At 62.1% G+C, this 21,408-nt stretch carries 22 protein-coding genes; 14 read left to right on the top strand and 8 right to left on the bottom strand.

Features of this window, described 5'->3' with window-relative positions:
* The first annotated feature begins 35 nt into the window (after positions 1-35).
* The 10 genes from SIB56_RS08980 (at position 36) to SIB56_RS08935 (ending at position 10,494) form a co-directional block, all read left to right on the top strand.
* The gene (locus tag SIB56_RS08980; RefSeq protein WP_413323622.1) at positions 36-4,148 is read left to right on the top strand and encodes a DNA-directed RNA polymerase subunit beta'; all 4,113 of its coding nucleotides are present in this window, start codon (positions 36-38) and stop codon (positions 4,146-4,148) included.
* A 68-nt stretch (positions 4,149-4,216) separates the two neighbouring features.
* Positions 4,217-4,369 (top strand): high light inducible protein, encoded by a 153-nt coding sequence (locus SIB56_RS08975; RefSeq protein ID WP_413323621.1) that lies wholly within the window; start codon positions 4,217-4,219, stop codon positions 4,367-4,369.
* A complete protein-coding gene (gene rlmN, locus SIB56_RS08970) occupies positions 4,366-5,406 on the top strand; it encodes a 23S rRNA (adenine(2503)-C(2))-methyltransferase RlmN (protein ID WP_413323620.1) in 1,041 nt (346 codons plus the stop codon). The genes SIB56_RS08975 and rlmN overlap by 4 nt, the downstream gene beginning before the upstream one ends.
* A gap of 29 nt (positions 5,407-5,435) precedes the next feature.
* Positions 5,436-7,199 (top strand): sodium:solute symporter family protein, encoded by a 1,764-nt coding sequence (locus SIB56_RS08965; protein ID WP_413323619.1) that lies wholly within the window; start codon positions 5,436-5,438, stop codon positions 7,197-7,199.
* A 39-nt stretch (positions 7,200-7,238) separates the two neighbouring features.
* Positions 7,239-7,364 carry a hypothetical protein gene (locus SIB56_RS08960; protein WP_413323618.1) on the top strand — a complete coding sequence of 42 codons (126 nt, stop codon included), beginning with the start codon at positions 7,239-7,241 and terminating at the stop codon, positions 7,362-7,364.
* 15 nt (positions 7,365-7,379) lie between these two features.
* Positions 7,380-8,189, top strand: coding sequence for a HEAT repeat domain-containing protein (locus tag SIB56_RS08955; RefSeq protein WP_413323617.1), 810 nt, complete (start codon positions 7,380-7,382; stop codon positions 8,187-8,189).
* A 72-nt stretch (positions 8,190-8,261) separates the two neighbouring features.
* The gene (locus SIB56_RS08950; protein ID WP_413323616.1) at positions 8,262-8,465 is read left to right on the top strand and encodes a DUF2997 domain-containing protein; all 204 of its coding nucleotides are present in this window, start codon (positions 8,262-8,264) and stop codon (positions 8,463-8,465) included.
* Positions 8,465-8,857, top strand: coding sequence for a DUF1257 domain-containing protein (locus tag SIB56_RS08945; RefSeq protein ID WP_413323615.1), 393 nt, complete (start codon positions 8,465-8,467; stop codon positions 8,855-8,857). Before SIB56_RS08950 ends, SIB56_RS08945 begins: the two co-directional genes overlap by 1 nt.
* 30 nt (positions 8,858-8,887) lie before the next feature.
* Positions 8,888-9,286: a ferredoxin gene (locus SIB56_RS08940; RefSeq protein ID WP_413323614.1), complete on the top strand. Its 399-nt coding sequence runs from the start codon at positions 8,888-8,890 to the stop codon at positions 9,284-9,286.
* Positions 9,286-10,494, top strand: a complete 1,209-nt coding sequence (locus tag SIB56_RS08935; RefSeq protein WP_413323613.1) for an aldo/keto reductase — start codon at positions 9,286-9,288, stop codon at positions 10,492-10,494. The genes SIB56_RS08940 and SIB56_RS08935 overlap by 1 nt, the downstream gene beginning before the upstream one ends.
* Here the strand turns inward: SIB56_RS08935 and rsmG are convergent.
* Complete coding sequence (gene rsmG, locus SIB56_RS08930) at positions 10,470-11,234, bottom strand: 16S rRNA (guanine(527)-N(7))-methyltransferase RsmG (RefSeq protein WP_413323612.1); 765 nt, start codon at positions 11,232-11,234, stop codon at positions 10,470-10,472. The two genes, SIB56_RS08935 and rsmG, sit on opposite strands and share 25 nt — an antisense overlap.
* Before the next feature lie 61 nt (positions 11,235-11,295).
* On the opposite strand from rsmG, the gene SIB56_RS08925 reads away from it, so the two are divergent.
* Positions 11,296-11,823, top strand: a complete 528-nt coding sequence (locus SIB56_RS08925) for a J domain-containing protein (protein ID WP_413323611.1) — start codon at positions 11,296-11,298, stop codon at positions 11,821-11,823.
* Positions 11,765-12,031: a DUF3143 domain-containing protein gene (locus SIB56_RS08920; RefSeq protein WP_413323610.1), complete on the top strand. Its 267-nt coding sequence runs from the start codon at positions 11,765-11,767 to the stop codon at positions 12,029-12,031. Before SIB56_RS08925 ends, SIB56_RS08920 begins: the two co-directional genes overlap by 59 nt.
* Here the strand turns inward: SIB56_RS08920 and bioA are convergent.
* On the bottom strand, positions 12,028-13,305 hold the full coding sequence (bioA, locus tag SIB56_RS08915) for an adenosylmethionine--8-amino-7-oxononanoate transaminase (protein ID WP_413323609.1): 1,278 nt from the start codon (positions 13,303-13,305) through the stop codon (positions 12,028-12,030). The two genes, SIB56_RS08920 and bioA, sit on opposite strands and share 4 nt — an antisense overlap.
* 54 nt (positions 13,306-13,359) lie before the next feature.
* Between bioA and SIB56_RS08910 the strand changes: the two genes are divergently transcribed.
* Positions 13,360-13,650 carry a hypothetical protein gene (locus SIB56_RS08910; protein ID WP_413323608.1) on the top strand — a complete coding sequence of 97 codons (291 nt, stop codon included), beginning with the start codon at positions 13,360-13,362 and terminating at the stop codon, positions 13,648-13,650.
* Between the two features lie 19 nt (positions 13,651-13,669).
* Here SIB56_RS08910 and SIB56_RS08905 read toward each other — a convergent pair whose 3' ends face one another.
* Genes SIB56_RS08905 through SIB56_RS08885 form a run of 5 tightly spaced genes read right to left on the bottom strand, consistent with a single transcriptional unit; the run spans position 13,670 to position 17,139 of the window.
* Positions 13,670-13,825, bottom strand: a complete 156-nt coding sequence (locus SIB56_RS08905; protein ID WP_413323607.1) for a hypothetical protein — start codon at positions 13,823-13,825, stop codon at positions 13,670-13,672.
* Entirely contained in the window at positions 13,822-14,493 is a 672-nt protein-coding gene (gene bioD / locus SIB56_RS08900; protein ID WP_413323606.1) for a dethiobiotin synthase, read from the bottom strand. Before bioD ends, SIB56_RS08905 begins: the two co-directional genes overlap by 4 nt.
* A complete protein-coding gene (locus tag SIB56_RS08895; protein WP_413323605.1) occupies positions 14,490-15,281 on the bottom strand; it encodes a methyltransferase in 792 nt (263 codons plus the stop codon). The genes bioD and SIB56_RS08895 overlap by 4 nt, the downstream gene beginning before the upstream one ends.
* The gene (locus SIB56_RS08890) at positions 15,251-15,979 is read right to left on the bottom strand and encodes an alpha/beta hydrolase (protein ID WP_413323604.1); all 729 of its coding nucleotides are present in this window, start codon (positions 15,977-15,979) and stop codon (positions 15,251-15,253) included. The genes SIB56_RS08895 and SIB56_RS08890 overlap by 31 nt, the downstream gene beginning before the upstream one ends.
* The gene (locus tag SIB56_RS08885) at positions 15,979-17,139 is read right to left on the bottom strand and encodes an aminotransferase class I/II-fold pyridoxal phosphate-dependent enzyme (protein WP_413323603.1); all 1,161 of its coding nucleotides are present in this window, start codon (positions 17,137-17,139) and stop codon (positions 15,979-15,981) included. Before SIB56_RS08885 ends, SIB56_RS08890 begins: the two co-directional genes overlap by 1 nt.
* Before the next feature lie 57 nt (positions 17,140-17,196).
* Here SIB56_RS08885 and SIB56_RS08880 point away from each other — a divergent pair, with 57 nt between their 5' ends.
* The gene (locus SIB56_RS08880; protein WP_413323602.1) at positions 17,197-19,971 is read left to right on the top strand and encodes a DEAD/DEAH box helicase; all 2,775 of its coding nucleotides are present in this window, start codon (positions 17,197-17,199) and stop codon (positions 19,969-19,971) included.
* Between the two features lie 22 nt (positions 19,972-19,993).
* Here SIB56_RS08880 and fumC read toward each other — a convergent pair whose 3' ends face one another.
* A complete protein-coding gene (gene fumC, locus SIB56_RS08875) occupies positions 19,994-21,391 on the bottom strand; it encodes a class II fumarate hydratase (RefSeq protein ID WP_413323601.1) in 1,398 nt (465 codons plus the stop codon).
* Positions 21,392-21,408 lie beyond the last annotated feature (17 nt).

The raw sequence follows: 21,408 nt of genomic DNA, 5'->3' as shown, positions 1-21,408 counted from the left end.
GATCCGCTCCATCACCACGATTTTCCTGCGCTGTCATGACCTCCACCCCATCCAAATCCCGTAAGTCCTCCAAGTCCTCCAAGGCGTCCAAATCCTCCAAGGCGGCCAAGGCCGCGGCAGCTGCCGCCAAGGAGTCGCGCGCTCTGGCCAAGACACCACCACCCTTCCGCAACAGGGTGGTGGACAAGAAGGGTCTGAAACAGCTGGTGGCCTGGGCTTACAAGCACCACGGCACGGCGGCAACGTCAGCCATGGCCGACCAGCTCAAGGATCTTGGTTTCAAGTACGCAACCCAGGCTGCGGTCTCGATTTCGGTGGATGATCTCAAGGTTCCCGAAGCGAAGCAGGATCTGCTCGGAGAGGCGGAGGAGCTGATCACGGCCACCGAGGAGTCGTATCGCCTGGGTGTGATCACGGAGGTCGAGCGACACACCAAGGTCATCGACACCTGGACGGAGACCAACGAGCGTCTGGTCGATGCGGTCAAGAAGAACTTCAACCAGAACGATCCACTCAACTCGGTCTGGATGATGGCCAACTCCGGTGCCAGGGGAAACATGTCCCAGGTGCGCCAGCTTGTCGGTATGCGCGGCCTGATGGCCAATCCCCAGGGCGAGATCATCGACCTGCCGATCCGCACCAACTTCCGTGAGGGGCTGACTGTCACCGAATACGTGATCTCCTCCTATGGCGCCCGCAAGGGTCTGGTGGACACGGCTCTGCGCACGGCTGACTCCGGCTACCTCACCCGCCGCCTGGTGGACGTCGCCCAGGATGTGATCGTTCGTGAAGACGACTGCGGCACCGGCCGTCTGATTGTTGTGAAGGCCGAGAACGGCAGGTTCGGCAATCGCTTGGTGGGTCGTCTCACCGCTGAACAGGTGGTGTCCGCCGAGGGTGAGGTGCTTGCCGAGCGCAACACTGAAATCGATCCTCCTCTGTCTCAGCGCTTCCAGAAGGCGGGCATTGATGCGGTGAGCGTCCGCTCCCCTCTCACCTGCGAAGCCAACCGTTCGGTCTGCCGCAAGTGCTACGGCTGGGCTCTGGCTCACAACGAACTCGTTGATCTCGGCGAAGCCGTCGGCATCATCGCTGCCCAGTCGATTGGTGAGCCGGGAACGCAGCTGACGATGAGAACGTTCCACACCGGTGGTGTGTCGACGGCGGAATCCGGTGTGGTCCGCTCCAAGGTGGAGGGCACCGTTGAGTTCGCAGCGAAATCACGCGTCCGTCCCTATCGCACGCCCCATGGTGTTGATGCTCAGCAGGCCGAGGCTGATTTCAAGCTGACCATCAACCCCTCCGGCAAGGGCAAGGCTCAGAAGATCGAGATCACCTCCGGTTCGCTGCTGTTCGTTGACAACGGACAGCAGATCGCCTCAGACGTCACCGTCGCCCAGATCGCCGCCGGTGCCGTCAAGAAGAGCGTTGAGAAGGCCACCAAAGATGTGATCTGTGATCTGGCCGGGCAGGTCAGTTACGACCCCACTATCCAGCCCAGGGAAGTCACCGACCGTCAGGGCAACATCACGCACAAGGCACAACGTCTCGGCAGGATGTGGGTTCTGGCCGGTGATGTCTACAACCTGCCTCCCAACGCCCAGCCCGTTGTCAAGGCTGGTGCGAAGGTCACCGAAGCTCAGGTGCTGGCCGAAGCGAGCCAGGCGAGTGAATACGGCGGTGCTGTCCGACTGCGTGAAGCCCTCGGCGATTCAAGGGAGGTGCAGATCGTCACCACAGCCATGACCCTGCGTGACTTCAAACTCCAGGGCGAATCCACCCATGCCGGTGAGATCTGGAATCTCGAGGCCAAGGACGGCACCCGTTACCGCCTCAACACAATCCCCGGCAGCAAGATCGGCAGTGGAGAGGTGGTCGCTGAACTCAATGACGACCGCTTTCGCACCCAGACCGGAGGGCTGGTGCGCTTCGCCCCGGGGCTCGCCATCAAGAAGGCGCGGTCCGCGAAGAACGGCTACGAGGTCAACAAGGGTGGAACCCTGCTCTGGATTCCTCAGGAAACCCATGAGATCAACAAGGACATCTCCCTGTTGATGATCACCGACGGACAGTGGATCGAAGCCGGCACCGAAGTGGTCAAGGACATCTTCAGCCAGACCGCTGGAATCGTCACCGTCACTCAGAAGAACGACATCCTGCGCGAAATCATCGTTCGCAGCGGCAGCTTCCACCTCTGCACGGAGAAGAAAGCACTGGAGCGCTTCACCGGCGACGGGGTGATGGTCAACCCCGGTGAAGCCATCGCCAAGGGCATCAGTACCGATGCCATGGTCTACGTCCAGACCGTAGAAACGCCTGAAGGCACTGGTCTTCTGCTGCGTCCGGTCGAGGAATACACCATTCCCAACGAGGCCCAGCTCCCCGATCTGGGACATGTCAAACAGCCGAATGGTCCTCACCTCGGCCTGAAGGCAACCCAGCGTCTGTCGTTCAAAGACAACGAGCTGGTCAAGTCCGTGGAGGGTGTCGAGCTGCTGCGCACCCAGCTAATGCTGGAGACCTTCGACACCACACCGCAGATGACCGTGGATGTGGAACGGGTGCCTGACAGGCGTGCCAAGACGATCGAGCGGCTTCAGCTGGTGATCCTGGAAAGCATCCTTGTCCGTCGAGACACCATCTCAGACTCCAGCCACGGGTCCACCCACACCGAGCTTCAGGTTGAGGACGGGCAGTCGATCAAGGCCGGTGATGTGGTGGCCACCACTCAGATTCTCTGCAAGCAGGAGGGTGTCGCCCAGCTTCCTGAAGCCACTGAAAGCGAGCCTGTGCGCCGTCTGATCGTGGAGCGCGCCGAAGACACCGTGACCATCACCACCTCAGCCAAGCCTGCGGTGAGCGTCGGTCAGCGCATCGTGGACGGCGATCTCCTCTCAGAGGGTCAGCTCGCCGACTGCTGCGGCGAGGTGGAGAAGGTGGACGCCAAAGCGGTCACGCTGCGCCTGGGTCGTCCCTACATGATTTCGCCGGATTCCGTTCTGCATGTGCGCGACGGCGATCTGGTGCAGCGAGGGGATGGTCTGGCCCTGCTGGTGTTTGAACGTCAGAAGACTGGTGACATCGTTCAGGGTCTGCCTCGGATTGAAGAGCTGCTCGAGGCCCGGCGCCCCCGGGAGTCGGCCATCCTCTGCAAGAAGCCCGGCACCGTGGAGATCAAGCAGGGCGAAGACGACGAAACCACCGTGGTGACGGTCATCGAGACGGATGACGCCGTCGCTGAATATCCGATCCTGCTCGGACGCAACGTGATGGTCAACGACGGCCAGCAGGTGCAGGCCGGTGAACTGCTCACGGACGGTCCGATCAATCCCCACGAGCTGCTGGAGTGCTTCTTCGAGGATCTGCGCAGCCGCAAGCCGCTGATGGATGCAGCGCAGGAGGCGATTGCCAATCTGCAGCACCGTCTGGTGACCGAGGTGCAGAACGTCTACAAGTCGCAGGGTGTTTCGATCGATGACAAGCACATCGAGGTGATCGTTCGTCAGATGACCAGCAAGGTGCGGGTCGAAGATGCCGGTGACACGACCCTGTTGCCCGGTGAGTTGATCGAGCTGCGTCAGGTTGAAGACACCAACCAGGCCATGTCGATCACCGGTGGAGCTCCCGCCGAATTCACCCCGGTCCTGCTGGGTATCACCAAAGCCTCCCTCAACACTGACAGCTTCATTTCGGCTGCCTCCTTCCAGGAGACGACCCGAGTTCTGACCGAAGCCGCCATCGAGGGCAAGAGTGACTGGCTTCGCGGTCTCAAGGAGAACGTGATCATCGGTCGCCTGATCCCCGCAGGCACCGGTTTCAGCGGCTTTGAGGAGGAGCTGCGTGCAGAAGCCGGCCCCCATCCCGACATCCTCGCTGAGGATCCGGTCGGGTATCGACGCATGCAGAACCTGCGTCCTGATTACACCGTGGATATGCCGGCAGCTCCCGCAGCCGATGCATCCGCGGTGCTCGATGACCCCAGTGATGCCGATCTGGAGGCCACACGCAGCCGTCACGGCATCGAAGGCGGTGCCAACTACGCCGCCTTCGCCCGTCCTGATGCTGAAAATGAGCTGAAGGAGGAGCAGGTGATCGACGCCGAGGCCGTTGAAGGTCTCCAGGAGGAGGGTCTGCTCAGCGATGAGTGAGATCTGCGGTCGTCATCACGCCCGTAACCCCGTTCCGTTCAAACTCTTCGCTGAAGCCTGCTTCGTTCATGCTTGAACCCACCACGATTCCCGTTCGTCGTCTGCCCCGGTATGGGTTTCACACCCATACCGAGCGGCTCAACGGCCGTGTGGCCATGCTCGGGTTCATCGCCCTGCTGGCGGTGGAAATCAAGCTCGGACACGGTCTTCTGGTCTGGTGAGCGAAGCGCTGCTCGGCCGCAGCGCGTCCGAGCTTCAGGACTGGGTGGTGTCCCAGGGGCAGAAAGCCTTCCGGGGACGTCAGCTCCACGACTGGCTCTACTCCAAGGGTGCACGCTCGCTCGACGACATCACTGTGCTGCCGAAAGCCTGGCGAGCCAACCTCAGTGATCAGGGCGTCTTCATCGGTCGTCTGAAGGAGCTGCATCGGTCCGTGGCTTCCGATGCCACCACCAAGCTGCTGCTGGCCACCGATGACGGTGAAACCATCGAAACGGTGGGTATTCCCACGGACCAGCGCCTCACTGTCTGCGTGTCCAGTCAGGTGGGGTGTCCGATGGCCTGCCGGTTCTGCGCCACGGGAAAAGATGGACTGCAGCGTTCACTGCGAACTCACGAGATCGTTGATCAGGTGCTGAGTGTGCGGGAGGTGATGGATCGTCGCCCTTCACACATCGTGTTCATGGGCATGGGCGAGCCATTGCTGAACAGCCGTGCCGTGCTTGAGGCGATCCGCTGCCTCAGTGATGATCTGGGAATCGGCCAGCGCCGCATCACGGTGAGCACCGTGGGTGTGCCGCAAACACTGCCTCAGCTCGCTGAGCTGGCCATTGAAACCCTAGGCAGAGCCCAGTTCACCCTGGCGGTCAGTCTGCATGCTCCCAACCAGCAGCTGCGTGAGGATCTCATCCCCACAGCGAAGGCCTATCCCTATGACGCCCTGCTCGAAGACTGCCGGCATTATCTGGAGGTCACCGGTCGACGTGTGAGTTTCGAATACATCCTTCTCGGAGACCTCAACGATCGTCAGGAGCATGCCGAGGAGCTGGCCGACCGCGTCGGTGGCTTTCAGAGTCACGTCAATCTGATTGCCTACAACCCGATTGAAGAGGAGGATTTTCAGCGCCCCTCTCGTGAACGCATCGAAGGTTTCCGCCGTGTGCTGGAGCGCCGCGGTGTGGCCGTGAGCCTTCGTTCCAGCCGAGGCCTTGATCAGGATGCGGCCTGTGGTCAGCTGAGACGATCAAGGCGGAAGTAGGGGAGACTGCGGCTATCCGCACGGCCCCCATGGCTCCCATCGACTGGACCATTCTGATCGTGTATCTGGCAGCCACGCTGGCACTCGGTCTCTGGCTGGCCCGACGCAATCGGGGCGAAGACGATTATTTCGTTGCCGGTCGTCGTCTCAGCGGCTGGCTTGCCGGTGCCTCGATGGCGGCCACCACGTTTTCCATCGACACCCCCCTCTACGTCGCCGGGATTATCGGCACGCGAGGCCTGGCTGCAAACTGGGAGTGGTGGGGGTTCGGGCTGGCCCATGTGGCGATGGCGGTGGTGTTCGCACCGCTCTGGCGGCGCAGCGGCGTGCTCACGGATGCGGCGTTCACGGAGCTGCGCTACGGCGGTCCTGCAGCTGCCTGGCTGAGGGGCATCAAGGCTTTTCTGCTAGCGCTGCCGGTCAACTGCATCGGCATCGGTTACGCCTTCCTCGCCATGCGCAAGGTGGTCGAGGCACTCGGCATCGTCTCCAATCAGCCGATCCAGGCCGCCGGTGGTCTCTCCGACACCGTGCTGCTGCTGATCATCGTGGCTGCCCTCGTGCTGGCCTACACCGTCGCCGGTGGCCTCTGGGCCGTGGTGATCACAGATTTCGTTCAGCTCCTGCTGGCGCTGATGGGGGCAGCAGCCGTTGCCTGGGCCGCTGTTCATGCCGCCGGAGGCATGGGATCACTGCTGGATCAGCTGGATGCGCTGGGCCGCCCTGAACTGTTGTCGATCGTCCCCTGGCGCTGGGGGGCCGACGGTCTCGACTGGATCGGAGGTGCAGGGATCAGCGTGTCCACCTTCCTCGCCTATCTCACCGTGCAGTGGTGGAGTTTCCGCCGCAGCGACGGCGGTGGTGAATTCATCCAACGCATGCTGGCCACCAAGGATGAAAAGCAGGCGCGTCTTGCTGGCTGGGTGTTCCTGGTTGTGAATTATCTGGTTCGCAGCTGGTTGTGGGTGCTCGTTGCTCTTGCCGCGCTTGTGTTGCTGCCGGATCAAGGCGATTGGGAGATGAGCTACCCCGCGCTGGCGGTGCAGCTCTTGCCTCCGGTGGTTCTTGGTCTGGTCGTGGTGTCGCTGGTGGCTGCCTTCATGAGCACCGTGAGCACTTCCGTGAACTGGGGTGCCAGTTATCTGACTCACGATCTCTATCAGCGTTTCATGCGCCCGAACGCGTCGCCGCGTGAACTGCTGCTGGTTGGTCAGGCGATGAGCGTGATGCTGTTGGTGCTGGGTGTGGGAACGGCTCTGATCAGTGACAGCATCGGCACGGTCTTCCGCCTCGTGATCGCCATTGGCACCGGCCCAGGAGTGGTGCTGGTGCTGCGCTGGTTCTGGTGGCGGATCAATGCAGCTGCCGAGCTGGCCGCCATGGTCTGCGGCTTCGTGGTTGGCCTGCTGACCTCGGTGGTCCCCCTGCTTCAGATCGCCGATTACGGCCAACGTCTGATGGTCACCACGGGGCTGACGGCTGTTGTGTGGATCGCGGTGATGCTGATGACCCTTCCGGAATCCCCGGCTGTGCTTGAACACTTTGTGCTCAAGGTCCGCCCTCCCGGACCAGGCTGGAGCCGCTGGCGTCGGGATCTCGATGCACCCGCTTCGGAATCCCTGGCTGATCTGGTTGCCCGTTTTCTGTTGAGTTCCGGACTGCTGTTCGGGGCTCTGCTCGGATCAGGGGCATTCCTGCTGCATCAGCAGCTGCTGGGTTGGTTCGGCCTGGTGGTGGCCGTGGTGTCTCTGATGCTTCTGCGCTGGAACGGGCGCTCGGCGGCTCCGGCCTGATCGCGTGACCGTCACAATGTTCTCAACCCTGGCAGCGATTTGGCTTTTTTCCGCAGCACCCTGCTCCCCATTTTGATCGTGACACTGTTCGCCCTGGCCCTGGTTGCCGTGAGTGCAAGGATCTGGCTGCCAGGCGACATGCTGGCGCCTGCTCCGATCAGCTGAGATTACGATCGGTTCATGGGCGATTTATCCGGCATTCAGAACGAGGACCTCATGGCTGAGTTGGCCATCGATCCCGATGTGCTGGAGCGTGAGCTGGCTGCAGAGCTCGTGGGTGATCCGCTGGATGAGATTGCCCCAGACGATCCGGAAGGTGATGCTCTCGAGGCGGTCCGAGCCTGTGATGAAGGCCTGGAGTGGCTCAAGCAGGGGCACGATCAGCGCCTTCAGGGGCTGAGGGTGTTCTGTGAACATCGAGACCCCCGTGCTGTCCCTTTGCTGCTGCCGCTGCTCGATGAAAACTGCCCGGTGGTGCGGATGAGCGCTGTTTATGCGCTTGGTCGCAACCCTTCCCTGCAGGCCGTGGAAGCGCTGCTGCGGCTTCTGCAACTTGACAGCAACGCCTATGTGCGCAAGGCCACGGCCTGGAGCCTCGGCAATTACCCGGATGCTCCCGTGATCAATCCGCTGATCAGGGCTCTGCAGGTTGACGTGGCATCCGTGCGGCTCTGGGCCTCGGTGTCACTCGCGGAGGCCGGCAGCACCTCTCCGGTGAAGGCGGATCTGGCGGCTGGTCAGCTGTTGCTCAGCCTGCGCATCGACAGTGAACCAGTTGTGCGCAGCAATTGCATTTGGGCCCTGGGACGACTGCATGACCAGCTTGTGAAGCCTCGTCAGAATGAGATGGTGGAGGCATTCGTGGCGGCACTTCTGCAGGATCGCGAAACAACCGTTCGCGATGAAGCCCGCACAGCTCTGGAGCAGCTGGATAACCCCGACCTCGTCAATCGTCTCCAGACACTCCTGGATGAGGGTCTGCTGATCTGATTCTGATCCCGTTACAGGTAACTCCGGCCTTCATCACTTCCCCTTAACATGCGTTCAATTCTGTGATGGTGCATGCCTCAGCGCACAGTGCGATTCCGCATCCGCCCCGACGGTCGTGTTGAGGAACGGGTTGAAGGAGTCACCGGTGACGCCTGCTTGCAACTCACGGATCGTCTGGAGTCAGCCCTAGGCACCGTCGAGCGGCGTCAGCCCACTTCTGAGGCCTTCACCTCCACCCAGCCCGTTACTCAGTCCCAGTCCGTCGAGCCTTCCTGATGTCCCACTTCAGTACCGTCAAGACCGAACTCCGTCAGCTGGCTCCGCTGCGCGGAGCACTCGAGGACCTTGGTTACGTTCCCGGTGAGAACCAGCAGACCGTCCGTGGTTACAAAGGTCAGACCGTCGAAGCAGAACTGGCAGTCGCTGTCGACGGAGGTGCCGACTTCGGTTTCCGCTGGAACGAGGCGATCCACGCCTATGAATTCGTGACCGATCTCGACCTCTGGCGTCAGCCAGTTCCTGTGGAACGGTTCCTGTCCCGTCTCACACAGCGCTATGCACTGAGGTCTGTGCTTGAGGCAACTCGACAGGAGGGTTTTGATGTCACAGAGCAGCGTGATTGCCAGGATGGATCTATCGAGCTGGTGGTGACCCGCTGGGACGCCTGAGTTCGACACGTTCTCGTCATCGTTGATTCTGTGACTGATCCAGCGGCTGCCGCCTACGCCGCAGCCTCCTTCGACCGGGATGAGCGAACTGGTCTAGAGCCAGTGCTTGGAGGAGCTCTCCAGACCAAGGCTGTCTGGGTTGATGAGGCGGCCTGCATCGGCTGTCGCTATTGCGCTCATGTGGCCACAAACACCTTTGTGATCGAGCCGGATCTCGGTCGTTCCAGGGCTGTCCGCCAAGACGGTGATACGTCTGACTGCATCCAGGAAGCGATCGAAACCTGTCCGGTGGATTGCATTCACTGGGTTGCGTTCAATGATCTGCCCGGGTTGAAGCTTCAGCTGGATGCTCAGGAACTGCTGCCGATGGGAGTGCCTTCACCGTCGAGGCCCCGTCGTCTGCTCCCTCGCAACGTCCAGCACGGTTGATGGGACTTTCTGGCTTGCCCACCCGCCGCTTCGGTCGCACTGGGATTTCCATGCCCGTGCTGTCGCTGGGCGGCATGCGCTTTCAGCAGAGCTGGAGTGATCTCGAGCCTGATGCGATCACTGCTGAATCCCAGCGACTGCTGCAGAACACCCTTGAACGGGCTGTGCAGTCCGGTTTCCATCACCTGGAAACCGCACGCCACTACGGCAGTTCAGAGCGACAGCTCGGCTGGGCTCTGCCGAATTGTCCCGATCCCAAGCGGATTCTTCAGACAAAGGTTCCCCCTCAGTCGGATCCGAAGCTCTTCGAGGCTGATCTCGAGCTGTCATTCACACGTCTTGACGTGGATCGGGTTGATCTGCTGTCGATTCACGGCATTAATCTCCCTTCTCATCTCGACCAGACCATCCGTCCGGGAGGGTGTCTGGATGTGGTCCGTCGCTGGCAGGCTCAAGGCCGGATCGGCCATGTGGGCTTCTCCACCCATGGGGAGACGGCGTTGATCGTCGCTGCAATTGAAACGGGTGTGTTCGATTATGTGAATCTGCACTGGTATTTCATTCGTCAGGACAACGAACCGGCAATCGCAGCCGCAAGTCGTCAAGACATGGGTGTGTTCATCATCAGCCCCACTGACAAAGGGGGGCACCTGCATACTCCCGGGTCACGTCTGCTGGAACTCACTGATCCCTTGCATCCGATTGTCTTCAACGATCTTTTCTGCCTTCGTGATCCCCGTGTGCATACCCTGAGCGTCGGTGCTGCTCGTCCAGAAGACCTCGATCTGCATCTCGAAGCTGTTGCTCTGCTGGATCAGGCCGAGCAATGGGTGGCACCGATCGAAACCCGTTTACGTCAGGCGGAGCATGACGCACTCGGTGCTTCCTGGCTGACGAGCTGGAGGCAGGGATTACCTGAATGGCACGACACACCCGGTGAGATCAATCTGCCCTTGCTTCTGTGGCTGCACAACCTTCTTGAGGCATGGGATCTGGAGGGTTTCGTCAAAGCGCGTTACGGGTTGCTGGGCCGTGCCGGCCACTGGTTCCCGGGCGCCAATGCCGATGCGCTGGACAGCAGCGTGAGTGAAGAGCTTCTGCTATCGGTTCTGCAGGACAGCCCCTGGAAGGATCGTATTCCAGTTCTCCTGCGCCGCCTGCGTGAACGTGCGGGTGGTTCGGTTCAGGAGCGGCTGTCGTCCGCCTGAACTCCAAGCGGCATCTTGCCGGGCAGGCCTGTGGCGCGCGGATAGATCCTGGGAGTCGCTGCTTCGGGCCCGAGTCTGATCAGTGTGCGAACTCCTCGCTGGCAAGGCAGTTCCAGGCGTTGGAGGCTCAGCGAACGAGCTTTCAGCAGCTTGAGTGCCGTTTGCAGCTCCGCTTCATCCGTCTCGTTCCACCGGCCGCGATACAGCAAGGCCTCTCCGCTTTGACGCAACAACGGCACGAGGTATTCGGCCACCACGGGTGCTGCGCCAACGGCACGGGCCATCGCCAGATCAAAGCATCCACGACAACTTGGATCCTGACCGGTGCGTTCCACCCGTTCGGTGCGCACCAGCACTCTGTTGCTCAGGCCCAGCGACTTGGCCATTGCCGCCACGGCTGCGGTCTTGCGACCCACTGAGTCCACCAGGGTCAGTTCAGCACCAGGAAGGGCAATGGCAACCGCCAGCCCTGGGAAGCCTCCGCCTGTGCCCACATCGATGCAGCGGCGTGGAGTGTCGGGGCTTTTCAGCTCAGGTAACAGAGGCCAAAGGCTGTCGAGAATCTGCGCGATCCAGAAGTCCTCTCCCTGCACAAGTCGAGTGAGATTGACGCGACTGTTCCAGTCCTGGAGCAGGTTTTGCAGGTCAACCAGCTGCTGCAGCTGGTTGGTGTCAGGGCTCCATCCGAGCAATGACCAGAGCTCCGGCCCTGGAATGGCGAACGGCGATGTATCCGGCATGGCGGCCTGACCGTCACAACTTTCTAGAATGGCGCTGAAGTCTTAGGTGCTGCTGAAGGCAATGGCCCCTGAGGCTCAGAACATCACCTCCTACGAGCGTCTGGGTGTTTCTCGAAGTGCCGATGCTGATTCTCTGCGTCAGGCCTTCCGCCGCCTGAGCAAGGCGGTGCATCCGGATACGACCCGTCTGCCGGCACAGGACGCAGCCCTCCAGTTCCGGCTTCTGCGTGAGGCGTATGAGCAGCTCGCCGATCCGCGCCGCCGTCGCCTCTACGACGCAGCGCTCCGCGAGCGAGACGCGATGCAGCAGACCGTGTTTCCCTCTCTTCCGGTGCCACAGGCAATCGGTCAGCGTCGCCCTCTCTCCGGTGGCGAGTGGCTGTCTCTGCTGCTTCTGCTGGGGTCATTGCTCCTCTGTCTGCTGCTGGGCGTCGGCGTGGCCTGGAGCCGAGGACTTGAGCTTCAGGTGCAGCCAAGCTGGCTGTTGGAGGAGCAGACTCAGCTCACGGATGAGCAACCCGGTGATTCCGATGGCATCGCTCCCATCAGCGGATACGCCGCTCAATCAGCATTCCCTGCGCGCTCTTGAACAGTGGTTGCAGGGGCTCGGCGCCGCCCGCAGTGATCAGGATCCCTGCGACTGGATCTGGGAGCAGCCCCGCTGGAGCGCTCTGCTGCGGCTTGATTTGCAGGATCTCGCGGTGACCTGGACCTCAGAGCGGCCACCGCGCTCCTGCTCCTATCCATACGGGCTGACCCGAGAGGACGTTGAAGCCGCACTCCGCCTCGGTCCCTAGGGGAGAGCGTCAAGCCCCATTTGCAGAGCGTCGTAGCACTGATCCAGCTGAGCATCACTGATGCAGAGCGGCGGCAGCAGATAAACGACATCCCCGAGAGGACGGATCAACACACCCTTGTCCCGCACCAGGCCTCGAAGCACCTTGCCGGCAGGATTGAGGTAGCCCTGAGCGCCACTGGTCACGAGATCAAAGGCCGCGATCGTGCCGCAAAGCCTCACGCGCTTCACCCTGGCATGTGCAGCCAAACGTTCCAGCCTGACCTGATGGCGCGCTTCGAACTGTTCATGACAGGTGGGATCAGCTTCCAGCAGATCCAGGCTGGCATTGGCCGCTGCGCAGCCGAGAGGGTTGGCCGTGAAGCTGTGACCGTGCCAGAGCGTTCTGGTCGGATCACTGCCGAGGAACTCCTGGAAGATCTCCTCGCTTGCCAGTGTGATGCCCATCGGCAGAAATCCGGCTGTCAGCCCTTTTGACAGCGCCACAAGATCCGGTCGGATGCCTGCTCGCTGGGAGGCCAGCAGTCGGCCGCAACGACCGAAGCCTGCGAGGACCTCATCGGCGATCAGCAGGCTTCCGGCATGCCTCACCCGTTGTTCCACGGCTCGCAGGAACTCGGGCCGAACCATGCGCATCCCGCCGGCACCCTGGATCAGCGGTTCGAGAATCACCGCTGCCGTTGGTGTTGCAAGAGCCTGCTCCAGTTGATCAATAGCCTTCTGTTCACTGGCCTCTACATCGCCGTCATTCCAGTGCGTATGAGGCCAGTGGATGCGTCGAACCGGAAACAGCATCGGATCGAAGGGTTCACTGAACAGGCTGCGTGCTCCTACAGCCATCGCTCCGAAGGTGTCGCCGTGATAAGCCCCATCAAATGCAATGAGCTGTAGGCGGGGTTCGTCGCGGTTGTGCCACCACTGCACGGCTGTTTTCAGGGCCACCTCCACAGCGGTGGAGCCGTTGTCTGAGAAGAAGACGCGATCGAGCCCCGTCCGCTGGGCCAGTCGCATCGACAGCCGTTCCGCCTGCGGATGGGTGAATTCCGCGAAGATCACCTGCTCCAGCGTGGCTGCCTGTTCGGCGATTGCGGCAGCAACCACCGGGTGGGCGTGGCCGTGAAGGGTGACCCACCAGCTGCTGATCGCATCAATCAGCGGCGGGCCTTCAGCTCTGAACAACAGCGCCCCCTCTCCTCGCACTACCCGCTCGAGAGGCGGCGTGGTGGTGATCGATGTGAAGGGTGGCCAGAGGTGGGGGTGATGATTCCGTGACACTGGGCACGCTTGATGGCCTGTTGTCATCATGGGCACAGGACTGTGAGGCCAGCCATGACCATGGATCAGGCTTTCAAAAGTCGTACACGACGGTCGTCCAATCGCTTTGTGGAGCCGGCAACTCAGCGACCCTGCTGCGGACCGGGAGGGGTGGGGGGTCGCAGCATTTTTTTTGAAGGTGGATGGCCTTCGATCAAGGCGCGGCTCGAAATGCGCGGCTGGTCACCGTCCCAGATCGAGCAGATCCATGAGCAGCTGCGTCAGGGATGGCCGCTGACCATGGCCGTGCGTCATGTGGCTCTTCTGATGGGCCGATGCCCACTGCGATCCCGACCGATGGGTTAGGGACTGTCAGGAAGTCTCTCTAGCGGCAGACGTTGCTGTCTTTTTCTCCGAGGGTTGCTATCGGCCCGCAGTTGAACCAGCGCACAAGCTGAACCTCCACATCCGTGAACAGCACGAGGATGCCGCCGCAGAGGAGCACAACGGCCACGGTGGCCCAGGTCTGACGGCTTGTCATCGGTTGTCAGGACGGTTCGCCAACGCCTCGAACTTAGGTCCGAGCCCCAGAGTGTGCCATGCGTTCCGCAGTGTTTCACCATTGACAGGATGCAGGGGAGGCAGTTCCGCGAGCACAGGAACATTGCCGATTTCAGCGAGGGTTCTCGGGTTGTCGGCATGTGCAGGCCCATTCAGGATCAAGCCGAACACTGGGATCTTGCGGCTTCGGAGTGCTTCGAGGCTCAGCAGCGTGTGGTTCAGGGTGCCCAGTCCGCTGCGGGCCACAAGCACAACGGGCAGCATCCACTCCTGCAGCTGATCGATCTGCTGCCAGGCCCTGGTGAGAGGAACATGCAGACCGCCGGCGGTTTCCACCACCAGTGGCCTGGTCCCGCAGGGTGGAAGCGCCAGTCGCTTCGGATCAAGGAGAGTGTTCTCCAGTTCCGCGGCCCAGTGAGGTGAAACGGCAGCCTGAAAGGCATAGGCCTCCTTGATCCAGCGATCGGCCGGCAGATCGATCAGCCGCATCACCCTCTCGCGATCCCCGCCGGCCTCAAGGCCGCTCTGCACCGGTTTCCAGTAGATGGCGTTGAGTCCCTGCACGAGCAGGGCACTCACGACTGTTTTGCCCACGTCCGTGTCGGTGCCGCAGACCACAAGGCGCAGAGCAGCTGAGCTGGGAATCATCGTTGGATCAGCAGCAGTTGGATCACCCAAGTGAGTCTGAGCTGTCCGTCAGCATTGTGTTCTGGCCAGGCCAGCTGCAGCCTGCGCCAGTCTCGAATCGACAGTGACGGTTGAGCGCTGCAGTCTGCTCCGACCCTGCGCAGCGGTCTCAGCAGCCGGGGCAGGGTCGCAGCAACGGTGTTGCAGCGGATCTGCTCCTGCAGTCTGATCTGATCCGCACTGATGCCCGCGCAGAGCGCCGCCAGCTGCGGAAAGGTAATCGCCGTGCAGGGGATGCCGGTGGTCTCCGCGGCCTGATGCCACTGGGGAAAGCAACCATCCACAGGCATGGCCAGTGCCAACCATCCTCCAGGAGTGAGCTGGTTCAGCCACTGCTCAAGGATCTGTCCGGGGTCAGGCAGCCAGTGCAGGCAGAAGCTTGAAGCCAGAAGACTGGGAGCCTCCCGCCAATGCGGCAGTGGGCTCCGCAGGTCCCACTGCTGCTTATCGGCGGCGGCCGGCTGTTGACGCAGCATGGCTTCGCTGCCATCGACACGCAGAACGCGCTGCCCGGGATGCCGAGCTTCTAGAGCCTCCGCCAGATGACCGGTGCCGCTGCCGAGATCCACCCACAGCCCGGCCGGAACGGTGTGATGACTGCAAAGCTCCGCGAGCTGACCGGCCACCGAATGCTGCAGCGTCGCTGATGCGTTGTAGGCCGACGCAGACTGTTCAAATCGTCTGAGAACCCTGTCGCCCCAGTTGCTGATCACGGTCATCAGCAGTCTCCCCCGTTGTGATCCAGCCATTTCTGGACCCCGATCAGCAGGTCGGGAACCAGCAGTGCATGTCCGACACCGCTCAGCTGCCAGTGCTCGGGCTTTTGCTCAAGATGACGCGTCAGCGCCTGCAGGAGTTCCCGACTCGCCGCCGGAGCAACGATCGCATCCTCTGCGGCTTCCACCACCAGCACACGTGCTGTTTGCGGCAGGCCCACAGGCAGGCCTTCGGTTCCGATCAGACGATCGAGATCAGCGCGCAGACGCTCCCGGCCTCGCTCGGAAAGGCCCTGCTGTTCCGGCCCCGGTGGCAGCCCTTCCAGGCCAGCCGGTTGCGCGGCCCGTCGCAGAAAGGTTCGCAGCATCGTTGACTCTCCGTCTCCGCCTATGGCTTTGCGCATGCCTTTCAGGCCAGTGCGCAAGGCCCTTCCCTCGGGTCCCGTCGGAACGAATCGCCCGAAGCTGGCGAGTAGCACCACATCGGTGGCTTGGTTGAGCACAGCGGTGCTGAGCAGATGGGGACCGAGGGAATGGCCGATCACGACTCTTCGTGCACGCTTCGGCTGCGCCATGTTGGTTTCGGCCCAGCTCGGCTCGTAGGCGCTTCGGTGGCCATAGCCACGTTCACCGCTCTGCCAGAGCCAGCCTTGACGGCTGAAATGGCGCTCCCAGGGTGCCCAGGCCACGCTGTCGCCGCTCCAGCCATGCATGGCGATGACCTGTCTCATCAGGCAGCGCGGGCAACCGAGAGGGCCCTCAGCAGTGATTCCAATGTCTCATCGGGAAGGCAGCGATGCAGAACCAGACGCAGTCGGGCGCTGCCTTCAGGCACGGTTGGTGGACGGATCGCAGCTGTGAGCAGCCCTGCAAGTTCGAGCTGGTGTTGCAGGTTCAGGCAGCGCTGATCGTCACCGACAATCAGCGGCAGGATCGGCCCACGACCTGTCGGCCTGGCCCAACCGGCTTCGGCCAGCCGGTTGCGCCAGTTGTCGCTGCGTTCCACCAGCTGTCGCCCCCAGTTGGGGTTGGTTCGTATCAGCTCCAGGGCGGCAAGCGCGCCTGCTGCCAGGGGAGGAGCCAGTGCGGTTGTGTACCGGAAGGCACCGCTTTCCTGCAGGAGCTTTTCCCCGATTTCGCTGTCGCAGGCCAGAAATGCGCCTCCGCTGCCGAAGGCCTTGCCAAATGTGCCGCTGAGCAGTGTCACTGCCTCTTCCCCGAATCCAAGCCCCCGGCCGCCGTCCCCGAGCACTCCCAGGGCATGGGCCTCATCAAGCAGCAGGCGCGCACCGTGGCGTTCGCAGAGGGCTGCCAGATCATGCACCGGAGGGCTGGTGCCCTCCATGCTGAACAGGCTTTCACTGATCACAAGCAGGGGCTTCTGCGGACGTTCACTGCGACTGCGCTGCAAAAGTCGCTCAAGTGATTCGAGATCGTTGTGGGCAAAACGCCGCAGTCGGGCGCCGCTGGCCTGAACCCCCACCAGCAGTGAGTGATGGATCAGCCGATCCGCCACAACGGTGGTGTGGCGGTTGGCCAGGGCACTGACGGCAGCAAGGTTGGCTTGAAACCCGCTTGGAAACAGGAGCACCCTCTCCCGTCCCAGCCAGCAGGCCAGCTCTGACTCCAGCTGGCCATGCACCGGGCGACTGCCGCTCACCAGTCGTGAACCTCCGGAACCCACTCCGCTGCTGCGCAGTTGCGACTCGGCCGCGGCGATCAGGGAAGGATGACGGCAGAGACTGAGGTAATCATTGCTGGCAAGGTCCAGCAGCTCCCGACCGGTCACTGAACCGTGCTCCGAACCGGCTGCCACCGCCTGCAGATGCTCCTGCTGTTCAGCGGGAGACCAGGTGCGCAGCTGACGGCGTCTGGCCGGATGAGTGCTCATGCAGTGCAGTCTCGGTCCATGCCGATCATCTTGCGGCGGCGTCCCTAGGATTCAGCCATGGCGGAGCAAGACAGCCAGGCTTCACAGCCCGCTCAGGGGAGTTCGCCGGATCCGGCGCAGCTGTTTCCCTTTCCGCTGGATGATTTTCAGCTTGAGGCGATCGACGCGCTGAATCAGGGGCACTCCGTTGTGGTGAGTGCGCCAACGGGATCGGGGAAGACCCTTGTTGGTGAGTACGCCATTCATCGCGCCATGGCACATGGCCAGAAAGTCTTCTACACCACACCGCTCAAGGCACTCTCCAATCAGAAGCTGCGCGATTTCCGCGAGCAGTTCGGTGCGGAGAACGTCGGCCTGATGACAGGGGATCTGAGCGTCAATAGGGAGGCTTCGATCGTGGTGATGACCACGGAGATCTTCCGGAACATGCTCTACGCCGAAGCGGATGAGCACGACGATCCCCTGGCGGATGTGGAGGCTGTGGTGCTGGATGAGTGCCACTACATGAATGATTCCCAGCGCGGCACCGTCTGGGAGGAATCGATCATTCACTCGCCGCCGCCTGTGCAGCTCGTTGCTCTTTCGGCAACGGTGGCCAACGCCGGGCAGCTCACTGATTGGATTGAAAAAGTGCACGGCCCCACCAGGCTCGTGCTGAGTGACTTCCGCCCAGTTCCTCTGCAGTTCGGTTTCTGTAGTGCCAAGGGTCTGCATCCTCTGCTCAATGAACAGGGCACCGGCCTTCATCCCAACTGCAAGGTCTGGCGAGCTCCCAAAGGGCACAAACGCAAGGGCCGCTCACCCAGACCTCCCCAGCCCGAGCCCCCACCGATCAGTTTTGTGCTGGCCCAGATGGCGGAGCGCGACATGTTGCCCGCGATCTATTTCATCTTCAGTCGGCGAGGCTGCGACAAGGCTGTGCGGGACCTGGGCGTGCAGTGCCTGGTGACCGAGGCCGAACAGACCCGAATCAGAGAGCGTCTCAAGGCCTATGCAAGCGCCAATCCCGAAGCCGTTCGTGACGGCCTTCACGCTGATGCTCTGCTGCGTGGCATCGCTGCACACCATGCAGGAGTCCTTCCGGCCTGGAAGGAACTGATCGAGGAGCTGTTCCAGCAGGGTCTGGTGAAGGTGGTGTTCGCCACCGAGACACTGGCGGCAGGCATCAACATGCCGGCGCGCAGTACGGTGATCGCAGCATTGTCCAAACGCACGGAGCGCGGTCATCGCCCTCTCATGGCCAGTGAGTTTCTTCAGATGGCAGGTCGCGCCGGTCGGCGTGGACTCGACTCCCAGGGCTATGTGGTGACAGTGCAGAGTCGCTTCGAAGGGGTCCGCGAAGCTGGGCAGCTGGCGACGAGTCCTTCAGACCCTCTGGTGAGCCAGTTCACGCCCAGCTACGGGATGGTTCTCAACCTGCTCCAGCGCCATGATCTGGCCAAGGCGCGCGAGCTTGTGGAACGCAGCTTCGGGCGTTATCTGGCCAGTCTGGATCTGGTTGAGGAGGAGGAGATCCTTGAGCAGTTGCGTCTGCAGCTGGGGCAGTTGCAGGGGTCGGCCGGAGATGTGCCGTGGGAGGACTTCGAGGACTATGAAAAGCGTCGCGGTCGTTTACGCGAGGAGCGCCGACTGATGCGCATCCTTCAGCAGCAGGCTGAGGAAACCCTTGCGCACGAGCTCACGCTGGCGCTGCAGTTCGCGAGTGTCGGCACTCTGGTGAGCCTGAAGGCCCCGCAACTTCGAGGCGGAGTCACACCTGCGGTGATCGTGGAGAAATGCGAGGGGCCGGGGCAGTTTCCACTGCTGCTCTGCCTGACACATGACAATGTCTGGTTGATGTTGCCCTGTCAGGCGGTGGTAAGCCTGCACGCGGAGCTGAGCTGTCTGCAGGTCGATGCACTCCGAACCCCGGATCTCGCCCGTGCCGGTGAACTGCGCCACGGAGATCAGAACAGCGGTGGCCTGGCTCTGGCAGTCGGGCACATGGCCCAGCGTCATGACATGACGACCCCTCAGTACGACCTGGCTGGAGAGGTGCTGTCCCAGGCGAAAACGGTGCAGACGCTTGAGGCTGATCTGGAAGCCCACCCTGCCCATCGCTGGGGGGATCGCAAGCAGCTCAAGAAGCACCGCCGGCGCATGGAGGAACTGGAGCTGGAGATCAGCGAGCGGCAGCAACTGCTCCATCACCGTGCCAACCGTCACTGGGAGACGTTTCTCGCTCTGATGGAGATCCTTCAGCATTTTGCAGCGCTCGATGACCTCGAACCCACCGAGATCGGTCGCACGGTTGCGGCATTGCGCGGCGACAACGAACTCTGGCTGGGTCTGGCACTGATGAGCGGTCATCTCGATGATCTGCCGCCGGCGGAACTGGCAGCGGTGTTTGAAGCGATCAGCACCGAGGTGAACCGTCCGGATCTCTGGAGCGGATTCCCGCCGCCGCCCCGGGCGGAGGAGGCCCTGCATGACCTTTCCGGCATCCGTCGTGAACTGCTGAGGGCACAGGAGCGTCATCAGGTGGTGGTTCCTGCCTGGTGGGAGCCCGAGCTGATGGGTCTGGTGGAGGCCTGGGCCAGCGGCACGGCCTGGAATGACCTGATCGCCAACACGTCTCTGGATGAAGGTGATGTGGTGCGGATCATGCGCCGCACCGTGGATCTGCTGGCACAGGTTCCCTACTGCGAAGCGATCAGTGAGCAGCTGCGCAGCCATGCCCGCCAGGCCCTCAAGGCGATCAACCGCTTTCCAGTGGCGGAAGCCGATGATCTGCAGAAGACTGCGGCAGCCGACTCGGATGGGCTCAATCCCGCCACGGAACGAGCTGCATGAGGGCTGCCTGGGCGCTCTGCGGCTAGCCCCGCTGCCGTGCCATGTCAGCTGGATCGACGATCCGGTCGAAGTCCTCAGCGCTGATGTAATCCAGTTCCAGAGCCGCGTTCCTGAGGCTCAGGCCCTGTTCATGCGCATATTTGGCGATGGCGCTGGCCTTGTCGTAGCCGATGATCGGCGTCAGGGGGGTCACCAGCATCAGCGATTGTTCGACATCCCTCTGAATCCTGGCCCTGTTCGGCTCGATGCCTTCGACCATGGCCACGCGGAAGCAGCGACAGGCATCCGTGAGCAGGGTGATCGACTGCAGCAGATTGAAGCCGATCAGTGGTTTGTAAACGTTCATCTGGAGATGGCCGCCGGCACCGGCCATCGCCACGGCCGCATCCAGGCCGATCACCTGAGTGCAGACCATGGCCATCGCCTCACACTGGGTTGGGTTCACTTTCCCGGGCATGATCGAACTTCCTGGTTCGTTCTCGGGCAGATGCAGCTCCGCCAGACCCGCGCGTGGACCACAGGCCAGCAGTCGGATGTCGTTGGCGATCTTCAGCAGACTTCCTGCAAGCAGGCGCAGCTGGGCCATGGTGTGCACCAGTCCGTCATGGCTCGCCATCACTGCGAACTTGTTGGCAGCTGAGCTGAAGGCCAGTCCGGTCAGCCTGGCCAGCTCCTGTGCAGCCTGCTCGGCGAAACCATCCGGAGCGTTGAGTCCAGTTCCCACCGCCGTGCCGCCCAGTGGCAGCGGATAGACCTCCGCCAGGCTGGATGCAACGCGAGCTCGGGCGACCGAGATCTGGTCTCGCCAGGCGGATGCTTCCTGCCCCAGGGTGAGCGGAACCGCATCCTGCAGGTGGGTGCGACCGATCTTCACCAGGTCATTCCAGAGCGCGGCTTTGGCTGCAAAAGCGCTGATCAGCAGATCGAGTTCGGGCAGCAGGCGGTGTTCGATGCCCTCCACCGCAGCCAGATGAATCGCCGCAGGGAAGGCGTCGTTGGTGGACTGGGAGCGGTTGACATGGTCATTGGGATGGACAGGCCTGTGGCTGCCGAGCGGTTCACCGGCGGCCCTTGCTGCAAGATTGCTGATCACCTCATTGACGTTCATGTTCGTCTGGGTGCCGCTGCCGGTCTGCCAGACGCGCAAGGGAAACTGATCATCGTGCTGAGCGTCCGCCACCGCCGCGGCGGCGGTCACGATGGCCTCTCGCTCTGGTTCACTGATCACCCCGAGGCGGGCATTCACGCTGGCTGCCGCCTGCTTGATGCGTGCGAGTGCATGAACAAGCTCCGGCGGCACACGGTCGTCGGCGATGTCGAAGTTCTGCAGCGAACGCTGGGTCTGTGCTCCCCAGAGAGCCTCTGCCGGGACTTCGACGGCTCCCATGCTGTCGTGTTCGGTTCTGGTCGCGTCTGGCATCGCAGGGCAGGTGACGG

The organism is Synechococcus sp. MIT S9503 (genome assembly GCF_047304175.1).
Taxonomy (GTDB): domain Bacteria; phylum Cyanobacteriota; class Cyanobacteriia; order PCC-6307; family Cyanobiaceae; genus Synechococcus_C.
The sequence above is the reverse complement of the archived record's forward strand: the minus strand, read 5'-3'. Positions and strand labels throughout refer to the sequence as shown.